The following is a 19,355-nucleotide window of genomic DNA, read 5'->3' as shown; positions in this document are numbered from 1 at the left end:
GACGGCGGAGGCAGCCCGCTTTCATTGAACCCACGGAACTTCTCGGGCGAATCGCCCCTTATCTACGCGAACGAGGCACTGACATGTCTTCTCTGACCGGCAAGACCGCACTCGTCACCGGCGGCAGCCGCGGCATGGGCGCGGCGATCGCTCTGCGGCTCGCTCAGGATGGTGCGGACGTGGCCATCACCTACGTCAAGGAGGAGGCCGCGGCTCTCGACGTCGTGGCCAAGATCGAGTCGACGGGGCGGCGCGGGTTCGCCATCAGGGCCGACGCCGCCGACCCCGGTGACGCGGCGGGCGCGGTGGAGCGCGCGGCCGACGACCTGGGCCGGCTCGACGTCCTGGTGAACAACGCGGGGATCGGAGTCCTCGGGCCCATAGGGGACTTGGCGCTCTCGGACGTCGACCGGGTGCTCGACATCAACGTACGTTCGGTCTTCCTGGCCTCGCAGGCGGCGGCCGGCAGGCTGGCCGACGGGGGCCGGATCATCTCGACCGGCTCGGCGCTCGCCCGGTACTCGGGTGGAGGCGGCGGCACGCTCTACGCGATGAGCAAGGCGGCCCTCACCGGCATGACGAAGCCCCTGGCGCGGGAGCTCGCCGGGCGCGGGATCACCGTGAACGTGGTCCACCCGGGCGCGATCGACACGGACATGAACCCGGCCGACGGGCCGTTCGCCGAGCCGCAGAGGGCGGCGACCGCGCTGGCCCGCTTCGGCTCCGCCGACGAGGTGGCCTCGCTCGTCGCCTACCTCGCCGGGGAGGACGCCGCGTTCATCACGGGCGCGGAGCTCGTGGTCGACGGCGGGTACACCGCCTAGCCGAGGATCGCGGGCAGGGGTTCGCGGGCATGGGTATGGGGCGCACCGGGGCTGTCCACCCGGTGCGCCCCACGTTCTTCGGGGGCTTCAGCCGAAGCTCGCTCGAGGGCTTCGGCCAAAGCTGATCAGCCGCCCAGCTCCTGGTGGCGTGCCGCCAGGCGGCTCGCGCCCGCCTCGGTCAGCGAACCGAAGAGGTGCAGCCGCGAGATGCCGCCGTCCGGGAAGATGTCGATGCGCACGTGCGTGCCGACGACCGGGGCGTCCAGGACGAAGCGGTGGTTGGTGTCGGGCTGCAGCCGGGTGCGGGGCAGCGCCTCGACCCACTCGCCACTCTCGCCGTCACGGACCGAAAGCGCCGCCCAGCCCGCCGAGTTGCCCTTCAGGTACGCGGTGTCGATCTCGACGACGCGGATCTCGGACTGCTGCACCAGCTGGTAGCGGATCCAGTCGTTGCCGTTGTCGCGGCGGCGGCGGGTCTCCCAGCCGTCGTCCATCTTGCGGGAGCGGCCCGGCTGGATGGTGTTGGTGGCCGGGGAGTAGAAGCGGTCGGACGCGTCCTCCACCTGGCCGCCGTTCTCCAGGGCGACGACGTCGAACGTGCCGAGCGCCGCGAGCCACTTGGGGTCGGCGATGACTTCACCGTAGACGCGGAGGCGCGCGATGCCGCCGTCCGGGTGCTGGTTGACGCGCAGGTGCGTGAAGCGCTGCTCGATGTCGACGGCGAAGCCGTTGGCCGCGTGGCCGCCAACTGCCGTACGCGGCACGAGAGTCGTCCACTTCACGTCGTCCGCGAGGAGCTCTTCGGGGGTCGGCGAACCGTCCACGCTCGTGCCCTCGACGGACACGGCCTGCGGGTAGTTGCCGCGGAAGTGGGCGGTGTCGATGACGATGCCGCGTACGACGCCGGGGGCGCCGAGGCGGACCAGGGCCCAGTCGTGGTCGTCGGCGGTCGGCCACGGGTGCTGGCCGGAGACACCACGGCGGCGGCGGGTCTCCCAGCCGTCCATGACCTTGCCCTTGTGGCCGAAGTGCTCCGGGTCGAACACGGCGGCGTGGTCGAGGAGCAGGTTCTCGCGCATCGCGAAGAACTCGTCGTTGGCGGCGATCACACCGGCGCCGAGCTGCCGGTCGGCGAGGTTGGCGTACTGCGTGAAGGGGAAGTCCGCGGTGCGGTAGTCCGCGTAGGGGTCGCCGCCGCCGTAGGGGCTGGCGTCGCCGGTGAAGGTGGGTATCGCCGTCACGGTGATCAGTTCTTCCTTTCCAGAAGTCGGCCTGCGGGTTCACTGAACTCGCCGCCGTGCAGAATGCGTTCGCCGCGCAGCCAGGTGGACTTCACGACGCCGCTGAGGGTCTTGCCCGCGTACGCCGTGACTCGGTTCCGGTGCTGCAGCGCCGCGGGGTCCACGGTGAAGGTCTCGTCGGGCGCGAGGACCGCGAAGTCGGCGTCGCGGCCGGCCTCGATGGCGCCCTTCTGGTCGAGTCCGACCAGTTCGGAGGTGCGCGTCGACATCCAGCGCACCACGTCCTCGAGGCTGTGGCCGCGCTTGCGGGCCTCGGTCCAGATCGCGGGGAGGCTCAGCTGGAGGCCGGAGATGCCGCCCCACGCGGTCGCGAAGTCGTCGGTCTTGAGGTCGGCGGTGGACGGCGAGTGGTCCGTCACGATGCAGTCGATGGTGCCGTCGGCGAGCGCGTCCCAGAGCAGATCCTGGTTGGCGGCCTCGCGGATGGGCGGGCAGCACTTGAACTCGCTGGCACCGTCCGGGACTTCCTCCGCGGTGAGCGTGAGGTAGTGCGGGCAGGTCTCGACGGTGACCTTGACGCCCTCGCGCTTGGCGGCGGCGATCAGGGGCAGCGCGTTCGACGACGACAGGTGCAGTACGTGGATACGGGCGCCGAGCCGCTTGGCGAGCCCGATGAGGCCCTCGATCGCGGCGTCCTCGGAGACGCGCGGCCGGGTCTCCAGGTAGTCCGTGTACTTGGGGCCGCTCTTGTGCGGGGCCGCGTCCAGCTCGTGCGGGTCCTCGGCGTGCACGATGAGCAGTCCGCCGAAGCCCGCGATCTCCGCCATGGAGGTGGCGAGACGGTCCTGGTCCAGGTGCGGGAACTCGTCCACGCCGGACGGCGAGAGGAAGCACTTGAAGCCGTAGACACCGGCGTCGTGCAGGGGCTTGAGGTCGCCGACGTTGTCGGGCAGGGCGCCGCCCCAGAAGCCGACGTCGATGTGCGCCTTGGTGCGGGCCACGTCCTGCTTCGTGCGCAGGTTGTCGACGGTGGTGGTCGGCGGCAGGGAGTTGAGCGGCATGTCGACGAGGGTGGTGATGCCACCGGCGGCGGCGGCGCGGGTGGCGGTCCAGAAGCCCTCCCACTCCGTGCGGCCCGGGTCGTTCACATGGACGTGCGTGTCGACGAGGCCGGGCAGCAGGACGTCGTCACCGAAGTCCTCGACCCTGACTCCCGCCGGTACGTCGGCGTCGTGTGCGAGCACGGCCGCGATCTTCCCCCCGGAGACCGTGACCGACGCGGGGCGGGTTCCCTGCGGGGTGATCACGCGAGTCGAGCGCAGCACCAGTTCTACGTCCACGTCCTCAACGCCCTCTCTTCGCTGTTGCTTGTGCGTTCACTGTCGTCTGTGTGTTCGTTCTTTTCCGCTACACAGACCATTCGTTTCCGCTAAACGGAATTCAACGTTCTGTTGAATGAGTCTTCACGGCCGATCCCGAACCGTCAAGAGGTCACCTGGAGCACTCTGGACGTTTCCACAAAGTGGAATTAGAATTCCACAGGCCAGAACGTAGCTACGCACAACCGGGCCGTCGAACGATCACCGGGGGTGTCGGCGGAGAAGCGGACAAAGGCTCCCCGACCGGTCCCTGAGCAGCCCTGACCGGCTCGGAAGCCAGAGCCGCGAAGGGACCTCGCGAGGAACCGCCCGGTAGGCTGCTGCCTTGCCCGTCAGCCCCGAAAGGACTGCGCCGTGCCGACGTCAAGCGCCAGCGACGCCTCCACCGAAGTCGCCGCCTCCAAGCCGCCCGCTGCCAGCGGTGGTGTCCAGTCCCTCGAGCGCGCCTTCGACCTCCTCGAACGGATGGCGGACGCCGGCGGCGAGGTCGGCCTGAGCGAGCTCTCCGCGAGCAGCGGCCTGCCGCTGCCCACGATCCACCGCCTGATGCGCACGCTGGTCGCCTGCGGCTACGTACGTCAGCAGCCCAACCGCCGCTACTCCCTGGGCCCGCGTCTGATCCGCCTCGGCGAATCCGCCTCGCGCCTTCTCGGCACCTGGGCGCGCCCCTACCTCGCGCGCCTGGTCGAGGAGACCGGCGAGACCGCGAACATGGCGCTGCTCGACGGGGACGAGATCGTCTACGTCGCACAGGTGCCGTCCAAGCACTCCATGCGCATGTTCACCGAGGTGGGCCGCCGGGTCCTGCCCCACTCCACGGGCGTCGGCAAGGCTCTCCTCGCCCACACCCCGCCGGAGGAGGTGCGGGCCCTGCTCTCCCGCACCGGGATGCCCTCCGCCACGGAGAAGACGATCACCACGCCGGAGGGTTTCCTCGACGCGCTCGAGGTGGTCCGCGGCGCGGGCTACGCGGTCGACGACAACGAACAGGAGATGGGGGTGCGCTGCCTCGCCGTGTCGGTCCCCAACTCCCCCACGGCGGCGGCCATCTCGATCTCCGGTCCGGCGGGCCGGGTGACCGAGGCCGCGGTGGAGAAGATCGTGCCGGTGCTGCAGGAAGTGGCGGTGGAGCTGAGCGCCGCGCTGGCCAGTTCGGGTCCGGCGGCGTAACCACGGGCGTCGGGGCATGTGGGCGACTCACGTGGTCGGCTACTGACCGGCGCCGCCCCGGATCAGCCCCCGGCCCGTCGCCACCGCCACGGCGGCCGTACGCGATTCGACGCCCAACTTCGCGTAGATGTGCACCAGATGGGACTTGACGGTGGCCTGGCTCAGGAAGAGCCGCTTGCTGATCTGCAGGTTCGACAGGCCCTCCCGCACCAGCCTGAGCACCTCCAACTCCCGCGCGGACAGGGCCTCCCCGGGCGCCCGCATCCGGTCCATCAGCCGATGGGCGATCGCGGGCGCGAGCGCGGACTGCCCCGCGGCCGCGGTCCGCACCGCCGCGGCCAGCTCCTCCGGCGGCGCGTCCTTCAGGAGATATCCCGCGGCCCCCGCCTCGACCGCGGCGAGGATGTCGGCGTCCGTGTCGTACGTCGTCAGGACGAGTACCCGCGGCGCGCCGGGCTCCGCGGTGATCGCGGCCGTGGCCTGCGCCCCGTGCATCCCCGCTCCGAACTGAAGATCCATCAGTACGACGTCGAACCCACCGGCCGCGGCGAGCGACACCGCGGCCTCGGCCGTCGCCGCCTCCCCCGCCACGGCGAGGCCGGGCTCAGTGTCGAGCACCGCGCGCAGCCCGGCGCGTACGACGGGATGGTCGTCAGCGAGAAGCAGCCGGACGGGCTCTCCTACCCCGGCGCCCGCAGCCTCCGGCACCCCGGGGCTCACAGCGCGGCCTCCGTCGGGAGCGGCAGCTTGACCGCGACGGCCGTCCCCTGGCCCGGCGCCGACTCCACGCTCAGCGTCCCGCCGAGGGACCGGGCCCTCGCCCGCATCGCGAGCAGCCCGAAACCCCCGTCCCCGCGGGGCGCCGACGCCGGGTCGAAACCGCGCCCGTCGTCGACGACGTCCAGGGACACCGACGTGTCCATGAAGCTCAGGGTGATCTCAGCGCGTTCAGCGCCCGCGTGCTGCAACGTGTTGGCCAGGGCGGACTGGGCGGTGCGGAGCAGGGTGACCTCGTACGGGGTGGGGAGTTCGGCGGGCTTGCCGCTCACCGTGAACTTGACGTCGACCTCGGCTCCGGGGGACGCGGAGAGCCGTTCGAGGGCTCCGGCCAGCGAGCCGCGCTCCAGGTCGGGCGGGCTGAGGGCACGTACGAAGCGACGTGCTTCGGCGAGGTTGTCCTGCGCCGCGGCACGCGCCTGCTCGATGTGCGGGGCGGCGGGCGAGCCCGCGGGCAGCGCGCGTTGCGCGGCACGCAGCAGGAGCTGGATCGAGGAGAGCCCCTGGGCGAGCGTGTCGTGGATCTCGCGCGCGAGACGCTCGCGCTCGGCGAGGGTGCCCGCGGTCCGCTCGGCCGCCGCGAGTTCGGCCCGCGTGGCCATGAGTTCGTCGATCAGCTGCCGCCGCCGCTCGCTCTCCCGGTACAGCGCCTCGTACCCGAGCACGGTGGCGACCGCCACGGCCGCGCCGAGCAGCGGTCCGATGAAGCTGCCGGGCGAGAGTGCGGAGCCGTGCGCCACGAAACTGGCGATGGCGGCAGCGGCGGTCAGCGCGACGGCGGGCAGGGCCCAGCGCACGGGCAGCAGATGCAGTTGCAGGAAGTAGAGGGGGAAGGCCGTCCACAGCCCGTCCGGCGACAGCACGAGCAGCGCCACCCAGCACACACCGAGCGCCGCGAGCCATACCGCCGCCGCGCGCCGCGACCGCGCCACGGCGGGACTGAGCGTGCCCGCCGCGTAGACACCGCCCATCGCGACCGCCACTGCCACGACGGCACCACCGTGCGGCGCCCCGTCGGCCACGGCCCGCACGACGGCGAGCGCGAGCAGCCCCGCGAGGAGCGCGTGCAGGCACAGGCGCAGGGTGAGGGTGACGGGGGTGGTCCGGGACGAGGGCGGCTGCCCCGCCCGGGGCGAGGGTGGCGGCTCGGTGGAGGTGTTCATCGGACCCTCCAGCGTAGGCGCAGCCGCCCCCGCTTCCGTCAACCGAAAGGTTGAGCTCGGACTCCCCCCTTCGATTCGGGTGAAGCGTGCTGTGGCGCGATGCCGTGAGGGCGGGCGTGGACGGAGGGTGGGGGCATGTTCGTCGCATGGAGAGACCTTCGGTTCGCCAAGGGGCGGTTCGCCCTGATGGGAGCCGTCGTCGTGCTCATCACTCTGCTCGTGGGGCTGCTTTCCGGGCTCACCGCCGGGCTCGCCAGGGAGAACACCTCCGCGATCACCGGCCTCCCGGCCGACCGCATCGCCTTCGCCGCGCCACCGTCCGGCCAGTCCGTCTCCTTCACCAACTCCCGGGTGGAGGAGCGCGCCTGGCGGACCTGGGCGGAGCAGCCCGGCGTACGGTCCGCCGAGCCCATCGGCATCAGCACCCTCAACGCCACCGCGGGCGACCGCTCGGCCGCGGTGTCCGCCTTCGGCGTCGAGCCGGACTCCGGTATCGCCCCGGCCGGCATCGCGCCGGGCGAGGCCGTGCTCTCCGAGAAGGCGGCGACTGACCTCGGGGTCGGCCCCGGGGACACGGTGCGGCTCGGCGGAAGCGGAAGCGGGAGCGGGAGGGGAAGCGGGGTCGAGGAGCGGGTGGCGCGGGTCGCTTCGGACGCCTCGTACAGCCACACGCCCGTCGTGTGGACCGTCCTCGACGACTGGCAGGGGCTCGGTCACCGGGGTACGTCGATGGACGAGCAGGCCACGGTCATCGCGCTGCGGACCGGCGGCGGGGCCGACCTCGCGGCCGGGGACGAGGCCGCGGGCACGGAGACGAAGTCCCTCGACGGCGCGCTCACGGCCATCGGTTCCTACCAGGCGGAGAACGGTTCGCTGCAGCTCATGCGCGGTTTCCTCTTCGTCATCTCCGCGCTCGTCATAGGAGCGTTCTTCACCGTGTGGACCATCCAACGCGCCGGTGACATCGCGGTGTTGAAGGCGCTCGGCGCGTCGACGCCGTATCTGCTCAGGGACGCTCTGGGCCAGGCCGTGCTGATACTGGCGGCCGGTACGGCCCTGGGGACGGGGATCGCGGCGGTGGTGGGCGCCGCGATCAGCGGCGGCGACGTCCCGTTCGTACTCGATCCGCCGACCGTGTTGTGGCCCGCCGCCGTGATGATCGCCCTCGGGGCGTTGGGCGCGGGCCTGTCCGTACGGCGGATCACCGCCGTAGATCCGCTGACCGCGCTGGGGAGTGCCCGATGAGTCTGTTCCTCGAAGACATCACGCTGACGTATCCGGATGGTGAGGGCAGGCTCACGGCGCTGGACGGCGTCAGCCTCGAGGTCCCCGCCGGGACGATGACGGCGGTCGTCGGCCCCTCCGGTTCCGGTAAGTCCAGCCTGCTCGCGGTGGCGGCGACGCTGGTGTCTCCTGACCGGGGGCGGGTGCTGGTCGGAGGTACGGAGACGGGGGCCCTTTCGGCGGCCGAGCGGGCGGAGTTGCGGCGGAGGCGGATGGGGATCGTCTTCCAGCAGCCGAACCTGCTGGCGTCGCTGACGGCGCTGGAGCAGGTGGAGCTGATGGCGCGCCTGGAGGGGGGTGGGCGCGCGGGCGAAGTGCGTCAGCGGGGGCGGAAGCGAGCTCGGGCGGCGGCTCGGGAGCGGGCTCGGGAGCTGCTGGACACGGTGGGCCTGGCGTCCCTCACGCATCGCCGCCCGCACCAGCTGTCGGGCGGACAGCGGCAACGGGTCGGCATCGCACGGGCGTTGATGAACGCACCCGAGGTGCTCCTGGTGGATGAACCGACCAGCGCCCTGGACCACGAGCGGGGCGCGGCGGTCCTCGATCTGCTGGCCCGGCTCACGCGGGAGTGGGGGACGGCGACGGTCCTGGTCACGCACGACCGCGCGCGGTTGGCTGTCGCCGACCGGGTGGTGGGGTTGGTCGACGGGAGGGTGGGCATCGGCGAGGCGTCCGGTGTTTGACGGCCCCTGTGCCGACTGGGGGTTACTTCGGGGGCGGGTCGCCGAAGAGTTCGACCGCTCCTCGGACCGCCGCGAGGCCTGAGGCCAGGGCGCTGACCGAGCCGATCGCGCCTGCGACCAGCAGGAGCGAGCGGCGCAGCCTCGGTACCTCAGGGGCGCCGCTCAGGGCCATCGCCGCCAGTGCCGCGAGCTCGTCCTCGGCGATGCCCCGGTCGGGGAACTCGACCGGGTGCGCGGCGAGCTCCCGGCGCAGCCGGGACACAGCCGTGTCCAGCTCCGCGACCCGCGGATCCTCATCGCTGTCGGCCACTCGCCTCTGCCCCACACTCCGCAACACAGCTCTCCCCCTGCTCGGTCAGATCTCGCCGTCCCGCACGGCGTTGGTCAGACACCAGAGGGACGCGGGTCAGTAAACGCCACGGGAAGCGGGACGCGCCACTTTCCGGCCGGAAGGCACCGCACGGGCAGGGTGCGGTATGCAGGAGCCATGACCATGACGAATCCGATGATCGCTGGGCTGCTCCTCGCCGCGGGCGGCGGGCGACGGCTCGGCGGCCGGCCGAAGGCGCTTCTCGACCACCGGGGGCGGCCCCTCGTGGAGCACGCGGTCCGCGTACTTCGCGAGGGCGGCTGCACGCACGTGCACGTCGTGCTCGGCGCCGACGCCGACGCCGTACGGGAGAAGGCCTCGCTCCCCGGCTGCGTGCTGATCGACAATCCCGAGTGGGCGAAGGGGATGGGTTCGTCCCTGCAGGCCGGGATCGCGTCCCTGCGCGGCGGCGAAGCGGACGCCGCCCTCGTCTCCCTCGTCGATCAACCCGGCATCGGCCCCGCCGCCGTGGCCCGCGTGTACGCCGCCTACCGATCCCCCGCCACCCTTGCGGCAGCCGCGTACGAGGGGGAGCGCGGCCACCCCGTGCTCTTCGGCGCCGACCACTGGCCGGGCATCGCCGCGAGCGCGGTCGGTGATCGCGGGGCGCGCGCCTATCTGAAGGAACACGCGGGGGACATCACGCTCGTCGAGTGCGGGGACGTGGCCCAAGCGTACGACATCGACACGCCCGCCGACCTGATCCACCTTGAGTGACCGGCATGGCACTCAGCGACACGTTCTGTCGATGAAGAGAATCTCGACATCAACAGACGATTGAACTTCCACTATGAGGAAACTAGTATCCACTGTTCAGAAGCACCCGTTCCCTCAAGTGGGGTCCACGGCCGTATCTCGGCTCCGGTGGCACTGAGTGTCACTGCGAATGCCCGGCGGTCGCCGCGGCACCGCTTGTGAAGCTCGCTGAAGGAAGTGACAGCTCATGTCCGCACCAGCGCAGTCCCCGCTGGCCATCGTCGACGCGGAGCCTCTGCCGCGGCAGGAGGAGGTCCTCACCGACGCGGCCCTCGCCTTTGTGGCCGAGCTGCACCGGCTCTTCACGCCCCGCCGTGACGAGCTCCTCACCCGCCGCTCCGAGCGCCGCGCCGAGATCGCCCGCACCTCCACGCTCGACTTCCTCCCCGAGACCGCGGCGATCCGCGCGGACGACTCCTGGAAGGTCGCCCCGGCCCCGGCCGCGCTCAACGACCGCCGGGTGGAGATCACGGGCCCGACCGACCGCAAGATGACCATCAACGCCCTGAACTCGGGCGCCAAGGTCTGGCTCGCGGACTTCGAGGACGCCTCGGCGCCCACCTGGGAGAACGTGGTCCTCGGCCAGCTCAACCTGGCCGACGCCTACGAGCGCCGCGTCGACTTCACGGACGAGCGCACCGGCAAGTCGTACGCCCTCAAGGACGCCGACGAGCTCGCCACCGTCGTCATGCGCCCCCGCGGCTGGCACCTGGACGAGCGCCACCTGCAGTTCGAGGGCACCCCGATCCCCGGCGCGCTCGTCGACTTCGGCCTGTACTTCTTCCACAACGCCAAGCGCCTCATCGACCTCGGCAAGGGCCCGTACTTCTACCTCCCGAAGACGGAGTCGTACCTGGAGGCCCGCCTCTGGAACGACATCTTCGTCTTCGCGCAGGACTACGTCGGCGTCCCGCAGGGCACCGTCCGCGCCACGGTCCTCATCGAGACGATCACGGCCGCGTACGAGATGGAGGAGATCCTCTACGAGCTCCGCGACCACGCTTCGGGCCTGAACGCGGGCCGCTGGGACTACCTCTTCTCCATCGTCAAGAACTTCCGTGACGGCGGCTCGAAGTTCGTCCTGCCGGACCGCAATCTTGTGACGATGACCGCCCCCTTCATGCGGGCGTACACCGAACTCCTCGTCCGCACCTGCCACAAGCGCGGCGCGCACGCGATCGGCGGCATGGCGGCGTTCATCCCGTCCCGCAAGGACGTCGAGGTCAACAAGGTCGCGTTCGAGAAGGTCAAGAACGACAAGGACCGCGAGGCCGGCGACGGCTTCGACGGCTCCTGGGTCGCGCACCCGGACCTGGTCCCGATCGCGATGAAGTCGTTCGACGCGGTCCTCGGCGACAAGCCCAACCAGAAGGACCGTCTGCGCGAGGACGTCAGCGTCGCCCCCGGCGACCTGATCGCCATCGACTCGCTCGACGCGAAGCCCACGTACGACGGCCTGGTCAACGCCGTCCAGGTCGGCATCCGTTACATCGAGGCGTGGCTGCGCGGCCTCGGCGCCGTCGCCATCTTCAACCTCATGGAGGACGCGGCCACCGCCGAGATCTCGCGCTCGCAGATCTGGCAGTGGATCAACGCGGGCGTCGTCTTCGAGAACGGCAAGACCGCGACGGCCGACCTGGCCCGCGAGGTGGCCGCCGAGGAGCTGGCGAACATCCGCACCGAGATCGGTGACGAGGCCTTCGAGGCCGGCAAGTGGCAGCAGGCGCACGACCTCCTCCTCCAGGTCTCCCTGGACGCGGACTACGCGGACTTCCTCACGCTCCCGGCGTACGAGCAGCTGCGCTGAGCTCGACCCGATGACCGAGCCCCCGGCACCGCACAGCGCCGGGGGCTCAGTCGTGCCCCGCAAGGGGCGCGGGGAACTGCGCGACCGGCCACAGTCAGCCCGCACGTACTAACCGATGTGCCGCGACCAATCCTGCTCAGCCGCAGGCTCCCCGTGCAGATCAGGCACCCGCTTCAGCCAGGCCGGACGGCCCCTCTCGGTGGCGGCAGCGCGCCTCGCGTCAGCCGCCGCCAGCTCCCCCCGGGAGGGGAAGTCCACCGGCAGCCAGACCGCCGAGGCACGCGCGCGGGCCAGCAGGAAGGCGACGTACGCCTCACGCACCTCGTCGGGAGACGTGAAGCCCGGCTCGTCGGCGAGCCACGCGTCCGGGACCAGGGCGGCGATGTCACGGAGGACGGACTCCGTGACGAGAGGCGCCAGCTCCGCATCGGCGGCAGCCGTATCGGGGGCGTATCCCCCGAGGGCGTGATGGCGGAAGTCGTACACCTTGTCCGGCGCGGACGCGCCCCAGCGGTGGTGGAAGACCAGGGCCGCGCCATGGTCGATCAGCCAGAGCCTCGGCGGCTGGATGCCGAACGTGGGCCAGATCATCAGGTTCGAGCTGTGCACCGTCCGGTCGACGTTCGCGGTGAGCGCGTCGAGCCACACCACCTTGCCCGCCTCCAGCGGGTCCACGTCCAGCGCCTCGGGGGTGAAGTCCACGGCGCCCGGCAGGAGGTCCATGCCGAGGTTGAGGCCGGCGCTGGCGTGCAGGAGGTCCTGGACCTCCTGGTGCGGCTCGTCGGCCGCGACCGCCGGGTCGAAGTGGACCAGCACGAGCTCGGGAAAGCGCAGGCCGAGGTGGCGGGCCAGCTCACCGACGATGATCTCGGCGACCAGCGCCTTGCGGCCCTGCGCCGAACCGGTGAACTTGACGACGTACGTACCGAGGTCGTCGGTCTCGACGACGCCGGGCACGGAGCCCCCGGTCCGCAGCGGGTTCACATACCGGACAGCAGTCACTTCACGCAGCACACGGCAACTGTATGCGGGGGGCCGCTCCGACCACGATCCGGTTTCGCCGGGTCAGCCCGCGCGCAGGGCCTTGGCGAGGACACTCTCGCCGGACACCTCGATGCGGCCCGCCCGCACCCCTTCGGCGACCGTCAGCGCGCCCCGGCCCACCGCGACACAGGTCTCCGCGTCGAGGGTCAGGAGTGCGTCGGGGGCTTCGGCGGCGGGCCCGTCGCCGTACGACTCGGCGGCGCCCCCCACCCGTACGTGGAACTCCCCCTCGTCCAGGCGGACCTGGACCACTCCCTCCGCCCCGAGACCCGTCAGGACCCGAAGCAGCGGCAGCGCGAACCAGTGGGCGCGGACCGCGTCCGTCTGGCCTCGCTCCTCCAGGGCGGGTGCGCCCCAGGTGGCGAGGGCCTGGAGGACCGGCAGCAACTCGCGGCCCCGCTCGGACAGTTCGTAGACGTACGCGGCCGAGGGCGGGGGCAGGCGGCGGCGGGTCGTCAGTCCCTCGCGCTCCATGTCCTTGAGCCGGGACGCCAGGACGTCCGTGCTCACGCCCGGCAGATCGGCGTGCAGATCGGTGTAACGGCGCGGCCCGGTCAGGAGCTCCCGGACGATCAGCAGGGTCCAGCGGTCACCGACGGCGTCGAGCGCGCGGGCGGCGGCGCAGTACTGGTCATAGCTTCGGCGGGACCTGGCGGCAGGTGGCGTGCGACCCATGCGGCACAGTCTATGCAAGTTGTTGGACTTTCCAAGCTCCAGCTTGGTAAAACCAAGTAACTCACGTCACGGGAGGCACAGCGCATGGAGTTCCGGCAGTCCAGCAAGCTCAGCGAGGTCTGTTACGAGATCCGGGGGCCGGTCATCGAGCACGCCAACGCCCTGGAGGAGGCGGGCCACAGCGTCCTGCGCCTGAACACCGGCAACCCCGCGCTGTTCGGCTTCGAAGCGCCCGAGGAGATCGTCCAGGACATGATCCGGATGCTCCCCCAGGCGCACGGCTACACGGACTCGCGCGGCATCCTCTCGGCCCGCCGCGCCGTCGCCCAGCGCTACCAGGCGCTGGGCCTCGACGAGGTCTCCGTGGACGACGTCTTCCTCGGCAACGGCGTCTCCGAGCTGGTCACGATGGCCGTACAGGCCCTCCTGGAGGACGGCGACGAAGTCCTCATCCCCGCGCCGGACTTCCCGCTGTGGACCGCCGTGACGACCCTCTCCGGAGGCAAGGCCGTCCACTACACGTGCGACGAGTCCGCGGACTGGTACCCCGACCTCGACGACATGGCGTCGAAGATCACCGACCGGACCAAGGCCGTCGTGATCATCAACCCGAACAACCCCACGGGCGCCGTGTATCCGAAGGAGATCCTGGAGGGCATCCTCGACCTCGCGCGCCGCCACGGCCTGATGGTCTTCGCGGACGAGATCTACGACCAGATCCTGTACGACGACGCCGTGCACCACAGCGTCGCCGCCCTCGCCCCGGACCTCGTCGTCCTGACCTTCTGCGGCCTGTCGAAGACGTATCGCGTGGCGGGTTTCCGGTCCGGCTGGCTGGTCGTCACGGGCCCGCAGCAGCACGCGAAGAGCTACTTGGAGGGGCTGACCATGCTCGCCTCCATGCGCCTGTGCCCGAACGCCCCCGCCCAGTACGCCATCCAGGCCGCGCTCGGCGGTCGGCAGTCGATCCGTGAACTCACCCTCCCCGGCGGGAGGCTGTACGAACAGCGCGACATGGCGTGGCAGAAGCTGAACGAGATCCCCGGCGTCTCGTGCGTGAAGCCCAAGGGCGCCCTCTACGCCTTCGCGCGCCTCGACCCCAAGGTCCACCCCATCCACGACGACGAGAAGTTCGTCCTCGACCTGCTGCTCCAGGAGAAGATCCAGGTCGTCCAGGGCACGGGCTTCAACTGGCCGCGCCCCGACCACTTCCGCATCCTGACGCTGCCTTACGCTGACGACCTCGACGCGGCGATCAGCCGCATCGGCCGCTTCCTGAGCGGCTACCGCCAGTGATGTGACCGGTGATGCCACCGGACGACGGGGGTCGTGTGTCGCTCTGTTCCAGCTGCCGGGTGCCTTCCCTCACCCAGTTCGCGTCGCCCGAGCTCGTCGGGCCCATCGTGTACGGCGAGTTCGACCGCGCGGCCGACCCCGCCTGGGCGGAGTCGGGCGCGGCCACCCTCGACGACTACGCGCGCTGGTGCGGCCACCTGTGCGGTCTGACATGCCTGCGGATGGCGCTCGGCCCGTCCGCGCCCTCGCTCTTCGAGCTGCGGGACGGCGCGCTGAAGTACGGCGCGTACACGGAGTCCGCAGAGGGCGCGGCAGGCACGATCCGCGGGCTGATCTACGCGCCGTTCGCGGAGTACGTACGCGAGGTGCACGGCGTCAACGCCACGGTCCACCGGCACCTCACGGTGGACGAGATCACCGGCCTGCTCGACGAGGGCCGCTCGGTCATGGTCTCGGTGCACTACGAGATCCGCCGCCCGCAGCGGCCGTCGCCCGGCCGGGGCGGCCATCTGGTGCTGGTCACGGGTCGTGCCGCCGACGGGGGCCTGCACCTGCACAACCCGTCCGGGGTCGACGCCGGGACACGGACGGCGGACATGTCGCTCTCGGACTTCGAGCCGTTCTTCGCCGGCCGCGGGGTGTCCCTGCACTGACAGAGGGTCACCCGGGCTGCCAGGATGGCGCGATGATGCGTGGAGGCAGGGTCGCCATCGTGGGTGGGAGCATCGCCGGATGCGCCGCCGCACTCGCCGCGTACCGCGGTGGCGCCGACGAGATCACGGTGTACGAGCGGGCCGCGGGCCGTCTGGCGGACCGCGGTGTCGGGCTCGCGGTGCACAACTCCCGTTACGCGGAGCTGGATTCCGCCGGGTACCTGGACGCGGACATGCCGTGGGTGCAGCTGGCGCGGCGCCGCTGGTATGTGCGGGACGGGTCGGCCGCGGGGCCGCTCGGGCACGAGATCGGGACGATGCCGTTCCCATTTCGTACGTACAACTGGGGTCCTCTGTGGCGTGAGTTGCGCGGCCGCGTGCCCGGCTCCGTGGACTTCCGCACGGGCGTGACCGTGGACGAGGTGCGGCCGGGTGCGGCCAAGGGCCCTGAGGGCGCCGAAGTGGTCACCGCCGACGGCACCGAGCGGTTCGATCTCGTGGTCGGCGCCGACGGCTACCGCTCCGTGGTCCGTACGGCCGCGTTCGCCACCGTCCGTCCCACGTACGCCGGTTACCTCGCCTGGCGTGGCGCCTTTCCCGTCGACCGGCTGCCGGACCCGGAGCTGTGGGCCGAGGAGGACTGCGCGTACGTCGTCTTCCCCGGCGGACACGTCATCGTCTACCGCATTCCCGACCAGGAAGTCGGCGGTCACCGCGTCAACTGGGTCCTGTACACGGCGCCGCCGCCGGACCTCGACCTGGGGCTCGGTCTCGACCTGAGGCTGACCGCCCCGACGAGCCTGCCGCCCGGCGGGCTCACGGAGGCCCTCTCCTCTCATCTCGCGTACGTGTGCGAGGCGTTGCTGCCTCCCTACTGGGGTGATCTCGTCCGCGCGACCGCTGCCGACGAGGTCTTCCTCCAGCCGATGTACGACTTCACGGCGCCCCGCCGCACCGCGGGCCGTCTGCTCCTGATGGGCGACGCCGCCACCGTCGCCCGGCCGCACACCGGGGCCGGCGCGGTCAAGGCGCTGCAGGACGCGACGGTCCTGGAGTCCGCCTTCGCCACGGCCACGACCTGGCCGGACGCGCTCGACACGTACGACACCGACCGCACTGTCTCCGGTGCCGCGATGGTCGATCTGGGGCGGCGCCTCGGCCGTGCGCTGGTCGAGGAGACGCCGCCGTGGCGGTCGATGGACGAGACGGCCCTTGAGACGTGGTGGAAGCAGGCCGACGGGGGCGGGGGGTTCGGGGGCCGTGAGCTGAGGCGGTGAGGCGGTGACCGTCGCCCCGACTGAAGCGGCACAAGCTCATACCCACCCGCCGGTTTGGGTATGCACGTCAAGATCAATAAGATCCGGCGATGATCACAAGACAACGGCTGGCGGCCGGGGCCTTCGCCCTGCTCGCAGCCTTGACCGCCGGGCTCGGCGCGGCGGGCCCCGCCGCCGCCGATGACGAAGAACCGGCACGCCCCTCCCCCAAGGTCGAGCTGGTCCTGGATGTCAGCGGTTCGATGCGGGCCCGCGACATCGACGGCAAGTCCCGGATGGCGGCGGCCAAGCAGGCGTTCAACGAGGTGCTGGACGCCACGCCCGACGAAGTCCGGCTCGGCATACGCACGTTGGGCGCGAACTACCACGGCGACGACCGCAAGACGGGCTGCAAGGACACCGAGCTCCTCTACCCGGTGGCGGAACTCGACCGCGCGGGGCGCACCGAAGCGAAGACCGCGGTGGCCACGCTCGCGCCCACCGGCTGGACGCCGATCGGCCCCACGCTCCTGAAGGCCGCCGACGACCTCAAGGACGACAACACGGAGCGCAGCCGCCGCATCGTCCTCATCTCCGACGGCGAGGACACCTGCCAGCCGCTCGACCCGTGCGAGGTGGCCCGCAAGATCGCCGCCGAGGGCATCCACCTCACGGTCGACACGCTCGGCCTGGTGCCGGACGCCAAGACCCGCGACCAGCTGAGCTGCATCGCGGAGGCCACCGGCGGTACGTACACATCCGTGCGGCACACCGATGAACTCTCCGGCCGTGTCAAGCAGTTGGTGGACCGCGCGGCGGACCCCGTCGCCACCCCGGTGGCCACGGAGGGCGCCGCCCAGTGCACCGACGCCCCGCGGCTGAAGGCGGGCGTCTACACCGACCGCGAGAAGTTCGGCGAGCACCGCTGGTACCGCGTCGACGTGGAGCCCGGCCAGGAGCTGCGCGCTTCCGTCAGCGTCGGCGCCGACCGCGCGGTGAACAAGGACTACGGGGTGCTGCTGCGGGCCTCGACCGTGCACGGCCGTGAGATCGTGCGGGGCTCCGAGGCGGGCGACGGGCGTACGGACGTGATCTCGACCGGCCTGCGCTATCCGAAGCCGGAGGGCGACGACACGGACGACGACGCGACGGACGACGCGACGGACGGGAGCGACCCCGCCGCCGAGGCCGTGTGTCTCCAGGTCAGTAACTCCTACTCGGCGCCTTCCTCGGTGAAGACGACCCCGGGACTCCCCGTAGAGCTCGCCGTCGATCTGGTGGCCGCGCCCGACGAGGCGTCGGACGTGGCGTCCTTCGGCCTGGGCAACGGCTGGTGGCTGCTCGGCGTACTGATCCTCACCGGCTTCGTCGCCGGTCTGGTCTGGGGCTGGCTCTCCCGCTGGCGCTTCGCGGTCTGGAGGACCAACTGATGCGTACGAAGCGTGTGTTGAGCCGCGCCGGCGTGCTGGCCGGTGCCGTCCTGATCGCCCTGGCCGGGACGGCCGGAGCCGCGTTCGCCGGAGGTTCCGACGACGGGGACGACAAGTCCGCCGCGCCCTCCGAGGCCGGGACGTCCTTCCGTACGGCGACGGCGATCCAGCAGGACCAGGAGGCGACGGCCGAGGCGTCCACCGGCGACTACCTGTACTGGTCGTTCCCCGCGGACACCGGGCAGCGCCCCACCGTGCACGCGACGGTGAAGCTGCCCGAGGACGCCGCGAGGCACGGCGATTCCACCTGGCAGCTCGATGTGTACGACGGGCTCCGGCGCCGCCAGGCGTGCCGGTTCGGCGCGCAGACCAAGGCGGTGGCGCAGGACGCCGGCACGGTCGAGCTGTCCTGCGCGCTGCGCACCGTGCGCGGCTGGTCCGAGCCGTGGGCCGACGACCCGCTGCCCGGCACGTACTACGCACGCCTGACGGTCACCGGCCTCAAGGCGGACGACCTGGGTCTTCCGATGCGGGCCGAGGCGTTGGTGACGTCCAGCGACGCGGGCGGCGCGCAGGCGGTGGACGGCGCGCTCGCGGAGCCGTTGGTGCCGGGGACCGGTACCAAGATGGCGGCGGCCTCCAGTGAGCCGGAGGACGGCTGGGCGTCAGGCTGGTGGTCGTCCCGCTGGCTGTGGACGGCGGGCGGCGGTGTGCTCGGCGCGCTCGCCGGCATCGGTGGCTATCGCCTGACGCGCGGCTCGGGGCGCCCGGCGCGCGTACCTGCGGGGATCTAGTCTCGGTGGTGGCGGGACCGGGCCGTCGGCGGCTCCGGTTGTGCCACCACCGACACGACCGTCGGCGAACGCTTCGGATCCATCGACAGACAGGAAGTTCCGCACCATGGGTGACCTGCTCCTCGTCCGGCACGGCGAGACCGAGTGGTCGATGAACGGCCGGCACACCAGCTGGACGGACATCCCGCTCACCGAGAACGGCAGGGAACAGGCGCGGGGCCTCGCGGGGCTCGTGGGGCGGTTCCGGATCGGGGCGGCCTTCACGAGCCCCCGGCAGCGGGCCAGGGACACGGCGGAGTTGGCGGGGTTCCCGGACGCCCGGGTGGACCCCGACCTGAGCGAGTGGGACTACGGGGCGTACGAGGGCGTCACGACGGTGGAGATCCACCGCACGCACCCCGACTGGTATCTGTTCACGCACGGCGTGGCCCCTGGCCCCGCCGAGCATCCCGGTGAGTCCCCGGAGCAGGTCGGCGAGCGGGCGGACCGGATGCTGGCGAAGGTCGACGCGGCTCTCGCCAACTACGAGAGCAGCGTGGTGCTCTTCGCGCACTCCCATTTCCTGCGGGTGCTGACGGCCCGGCGGCTCGGACTGCCGGTGTCGGGCGGGGCGTTGTTCCAGCTGGCGACGGGGACGGTCTGCCGCCTCAGCACGGAGCACGGCCGCCCGGTGGTGGCGAGCTGGAACATTCGGCCGTGAAACCAGGCACACTCTGTCCCATATAGCTCTCTCACCACCACGAAGGATCGCGA

Annotated in this window: 19 protein-coding genes; 12 read left to right on the top strand and 7 right to left on the bottom strand. The window is 71.5% G+C overall.

All coding sequences use genetic code 11. The features are described 5' to 3' along the window. Positions 1-83 precede the first annotated feature (83 nt). Positions 84-824, top strand: coding sequence for an SDR family oxidoreductase (locus tag ABXJ52_RS29845; RefSeq protein WP_367046112.1), 741 nt, complete (start codon positions 84-86; stop codon positions 822-824). A 125-nt stretch (positions 825-949) separates the two neighbouring features. Here the strand turns inward: ABXJ52_RS29845 and alc are convergent, their stop codons facing one another. Together alc and allB are read right to left on the bottom strand one after the other, a co-directional pair. Then, positions 950-2,065: an allantoicase gene (gene alc / locus ABXJ52_RS29840; RefSeq protein WP_367046110.1), complete on the bottom strand. Its 1,116-nt coding sequence runs from the start codon at positions 2,063-2,065 to the stop codon at positions 950-952. A gap of 5 nt (positions 2,066-2,070) precedes the next feature. Then, positions 2,071-3,405, bottom strand: a complete 1,335-nt coding sequence (gene allB / locus ABXJ52_RS29835) for an allantoinase AllB (protein WP_367046108.1) — start codon at positions 3,403-3,405, stop codon at positions 2,071-2,073. Between the two features lie 393 nt (positions 3,406-3,798). On the opposite strand from allB, the gene ABXJ52_RS29830 reads away from it, so the two are divergent. After that, on the top strand, positions 3,799-4,614 hold the full coding sequence (locus ABXJ52_RS29830; RefSeq protein ID WP_367046106.1) for an IclR family transcriptional regulator: 816 nt from the start codon (positions 3,799-3,801) through the stop codon (positions 4,612-4,614). Between the two features lie 39 nt (positions 4,615-4,653). On the opposite strand, the gene ABXJ52_RS29825 is transcribed toward ABXJ52_RS29830, so the two are convergent. Next, entirely contained in the window at positions 4,654-5,322 is a 669-nt protein-coding gene (locus tag ABXJ52_RS29825) for a response regulator transcription factor (RefSeq protein ID WP_367049371.1), read from the bottom strand. Between the two features lie 8 nt (positions 5,323-5,330). Continuing rightward, positions 5,331-6,554, bottom strand: coding sequence for a sensor histidine kinase (locus ABXJ52_RS29820; protein WP_367046104.1), 1,224 nt, complete (start codon positions 6,552-6,554; stop codon positions 5,331-5,333). Positions 6,555-6,689: 135 nt separating this feature from the next. Between ABXJ52_RS29820 and ABXJ52_RS29815 the strand changes: the two genes are divergently transcribed. Both ABXJ52_RS29815 and ABXJ52_RS29810 read left to right on the top strand, forming a co-directional pair. After that, on the top strand, positions 6,690-7,799 hold the full coding sequence (locus ABXJ52_RS29815; protein ID WP_367046102.1) for an FtsX-like permease family protein: 1,110 nt from the start codon (positions 6,690-6,692) through the stop codon (positions 7,797-7,799). Beyond that, entirely contained in the window at positions 7,796-8,521 is a 726-nt protein-coding gene (locus ABXJ52_RS29810) for an ABC transporter ATP-binding protein (RefSeq protein ID WP_367046100.1), read from the top strand. The genes ABXJ52_RS29815 and ABXJ52_RS29810 overlap by 4 nt, the downstream gene beginning before the upstream one ends. A gap of 22 nt (positions 8,522-8,543) precedes the next feature. Here ABXJ52_RS29810 and ABXJ52_RS29805 read toward each other — a convergent pair whose 3' ends face one another. Then, complete coding sequence (locus ABXJ52_RS29805) at positions 8,544-8,858, bottom strand: DUF5955 family protein (RefSeq protein ID WP_367046098.1); 315 nt, start codon at positions 8,856-8,858, stop codon at positions 8,544-8,546. Between the two features lie 156 nt (positions 8,859-9,014). On the opposite strand from ABXJ52_RS29805, the gene ABXJ52_RS29800 reads away from it, so the two are divergent. Then, positions 9,015-9,608, top strand: a complete 594-nt coding sequence (locus tag ABXJ52_RS29800; RefSeq protein ID WP_367046096.1) for a nucleotidyltransferase family protein — start codon at positions 9,015-9,017, stop codon at positions 9,606-9,608. 226 nt (positions 9,609-9,834) lie between these two features. Next, positions 9,835-11,454 (top strand): malate synthase A, encoded by a 1,620-nt coding sequence (aceB, locus tag ABXJ52_RS29795; protein ID WP_367046094.1) that lies wholly within the window; start codon positions 9,835-9,837, stop codon positions 11,452-11,454. A 108-nt stretch (positions 11,455-11,562) separates the two neighbouring features. Here aceB and ABXJ52_RS29790 read toward each other — a convergent pair whose 3' ends face one another. After that, a complete protein-coding gene (locus ABXJ52_RS29790) occupies positions 11,563-12,468 on the bottom strand; it encodes a HipA family kinase (protein ID WP_367046092.1) in 906 nt (301 codons plus the stop codon). A gap of 51 nt (positions 12,469-12,519) precedes the next feature. Next, a complete protein-coding gene (locus ABXJ52_RS29785; protein WP_367046090.1) occupies positions 12,520-13,173 on the bottom strand; it encodes a winged helix-turn-helix transcriptional regulator in 654 nt (217 codons plus the stop codon). Between the two features lie 84 nt (positions 13,174-13,257). Here ABXJ52_RS29785 and ABXJ52_RS29780 point away from each other — a divergent pair, with 84 nt between their 5' ends. The 6 genes from ABXJ52_RS29780 to ABXJ52_RS29755 all read left to right on the top strand — a co-directional run bounded on the left by ABXJ52_RS29780 (position 13,258) and on the right by ABXJ52_RS29755 (position 19,302). Continuing rightward, on the top strand, positions 13,258-14,469 hold the full coding sequence (locus tag ABXJ52_RS29780; protein WP_367046088.1) for a pyridoxal phosphate-dependent aminotransferase: 1,212 nt from the start codon (positions 13,258-13,260) through the stop codon (positions 14,467-14,469). 11 nt (positions 14,470-14,480) lie between these two features. Next, positions 14,481-15,122 carry a C39 family peptidase gene (locus tag ABXJ52_RS29775; RefSeq protein ID WP_367046086.1) on the top strand — a complete coding sequence of 214 codons (642 nt, stop codon included), beginning with the start codon at positions 14,481-14,483 and terminating at the stop codon, positions 15,120-15,122. Between the two features lie 59 nt (positions 15,123-15,181). Beyond that, positions 15,182-16,399, top strand: a complete 1,218-nt coding sequence (locus ABXJ52_RS29770; RefSeq protein ID WP_367046084.1) for an FAD-dependent monooxygenase — start codon at positions 15,182-15,184, stop codon at positions 16,397-16,399. An 89-nt stretch (positions 16,400-16,488) separates the two neighbouring features. Then, positions 16,489-17,808 (top strand): VWA domain-containing protein, encoded by a 1,320-nt coding sequence (locus ABXJ52_RS29765; protein WP_367046083.1) that lies wholly within the window; start codon positions 16,489-16,491, stop codon positions 17,806-17,808. Continuing rightward, positions 17,808-18,602, top strand: a complete 795-nt coding sequence (locus ABXJ52_RS29760; protein ID WP_367046081.1) for a hypothetical protein — start codon at positions 17,808-17,810, stop codon at positions 18,600-18,602. Before ABXJ52_RS29765 ends, ABXJ52_RS29760 begins: the two co-directional genes overlap by 1 nt. Positions 18,603-18,708: 106 nt before the next feature. Beyond that, positions 18,709-19,302: a histidine phosphatase family protein gene (locus ABXJ52_RS29755; protein WP_367046079.1), complete on the top strand. Its 594-nt coding sequence runs from the start codon at positions 18,709-18,711 to the stop codon at positions 19,300-19,302. Positions 19,303-19,355: the final 53 nt, after the last annotated feature.

Source organism: Streptomyces sp. Je 1-332, assembly GCF_040730185.1.
GTDB lineage: Bacteria > Actinomycetota > Actinomycetes > Streptomycetales > Streptomycetaceae > Streptomyces.
The sequence above is the reverse complement of the archived record's forward strand: the minus strand, read 5'-3'. Positions and strand labels throughout refer to the sequence as shown.

What these genes read in the sequence shown, in the direction of transcription:
- ABXJ52_RS29845 (WP_367046112.1), top strand. Translation starts at nt 84, where the DNA reads ATGTCTTCTCTGACCGGCAAGACCGCACTCGTCACCGGCGGCAGCCGC.
- ABXJ52_RS29820 (WP_367046104.1), bottom strand. Translation starts at nt 6,554, where the DNA reads ATGAACACCTCCACCGAGCCGCCACCCTCGCCCCGGGCGGGGCAGCCG.
- ABXJ52_RS29815 (WP_367046102.1), top strand. Translation starts at nt 6,690, where the DNA reads ATGTTCGTCGCATGGAGAGACCTTCGGTTCGCCAAGGGGCGGTTCGCC.
- ABXJ52_RS29810 (WP_367046100.1), top strand. Translation starts at nt 7,796, where the DNA reads ATGAGTCTGTTCCTCGAAGACATCACGCTGACGTATCCGGATGGTGAG.
- ABXJ52_RS29800 (WP_367046096.1), top strand. Translation starts at nt 9,015, where the DNA reads ATGACGAATCCGATGATCGCTGGGCTGCTCCTCGCCGCGGGCGGCGGG.
- aceB (WP_367046094.1), top strand. Translation starts at nt 9,835, where the DNA reads ATGTCCGCACCAGCGCAGTCCCCGCTGGCCATCGTCGACGCGGAGCCT.
- ABXJ52_RS29785 (WP_367046090.1), bottom strand. Translation starts at nt 13,173, where the DNA reads ATGGGTCGCACGCCACCTGCCGCCAGGTCCCGCCGAAGCTATGACCAG.
- ABXJ52_RS29780 (WP_367046088.1), top strand. Translation starts at nt 13,258, where the DNA reads ATGGAGTTCCGGCAGTCCAGCAAGCTCAGCGAGGTCTGTTACGAGATC.
- ABXJ52_RS29775 (WP_367046086.1), top strand. Translation starts at nt 14,481, where the DNA reads ATGCCACCGGACGACGGGGGTCGTGTGTCGCTCTGTTCCAGCTGCCGG.
- ABXJ52_RS29765 (WP_367046083.1), top strand. Translation starts at nt 16,489, where the DNA reads ATGATCACAAGACAACGGCTGGCGGCCGGGGCCTTCGCCCTGCTCGCA.
- ABXJ52_RS29760 (WP_367046081.1), top strand. Translation starts at nt 17,808, where the DNA reads ATGCGTACGAAGCGTGTGTTGAGCCGCGCCGGCGTGCTGGCCGGTGCC.
- ABXJ52_RS29755 (WP_367046079.1), top strand. Translation starts at nt 18,709, where the DNA reads ATGGGTGACCTGCTCCTCGTCCGGCACGGCGAGACCGAGTGGTCGATG.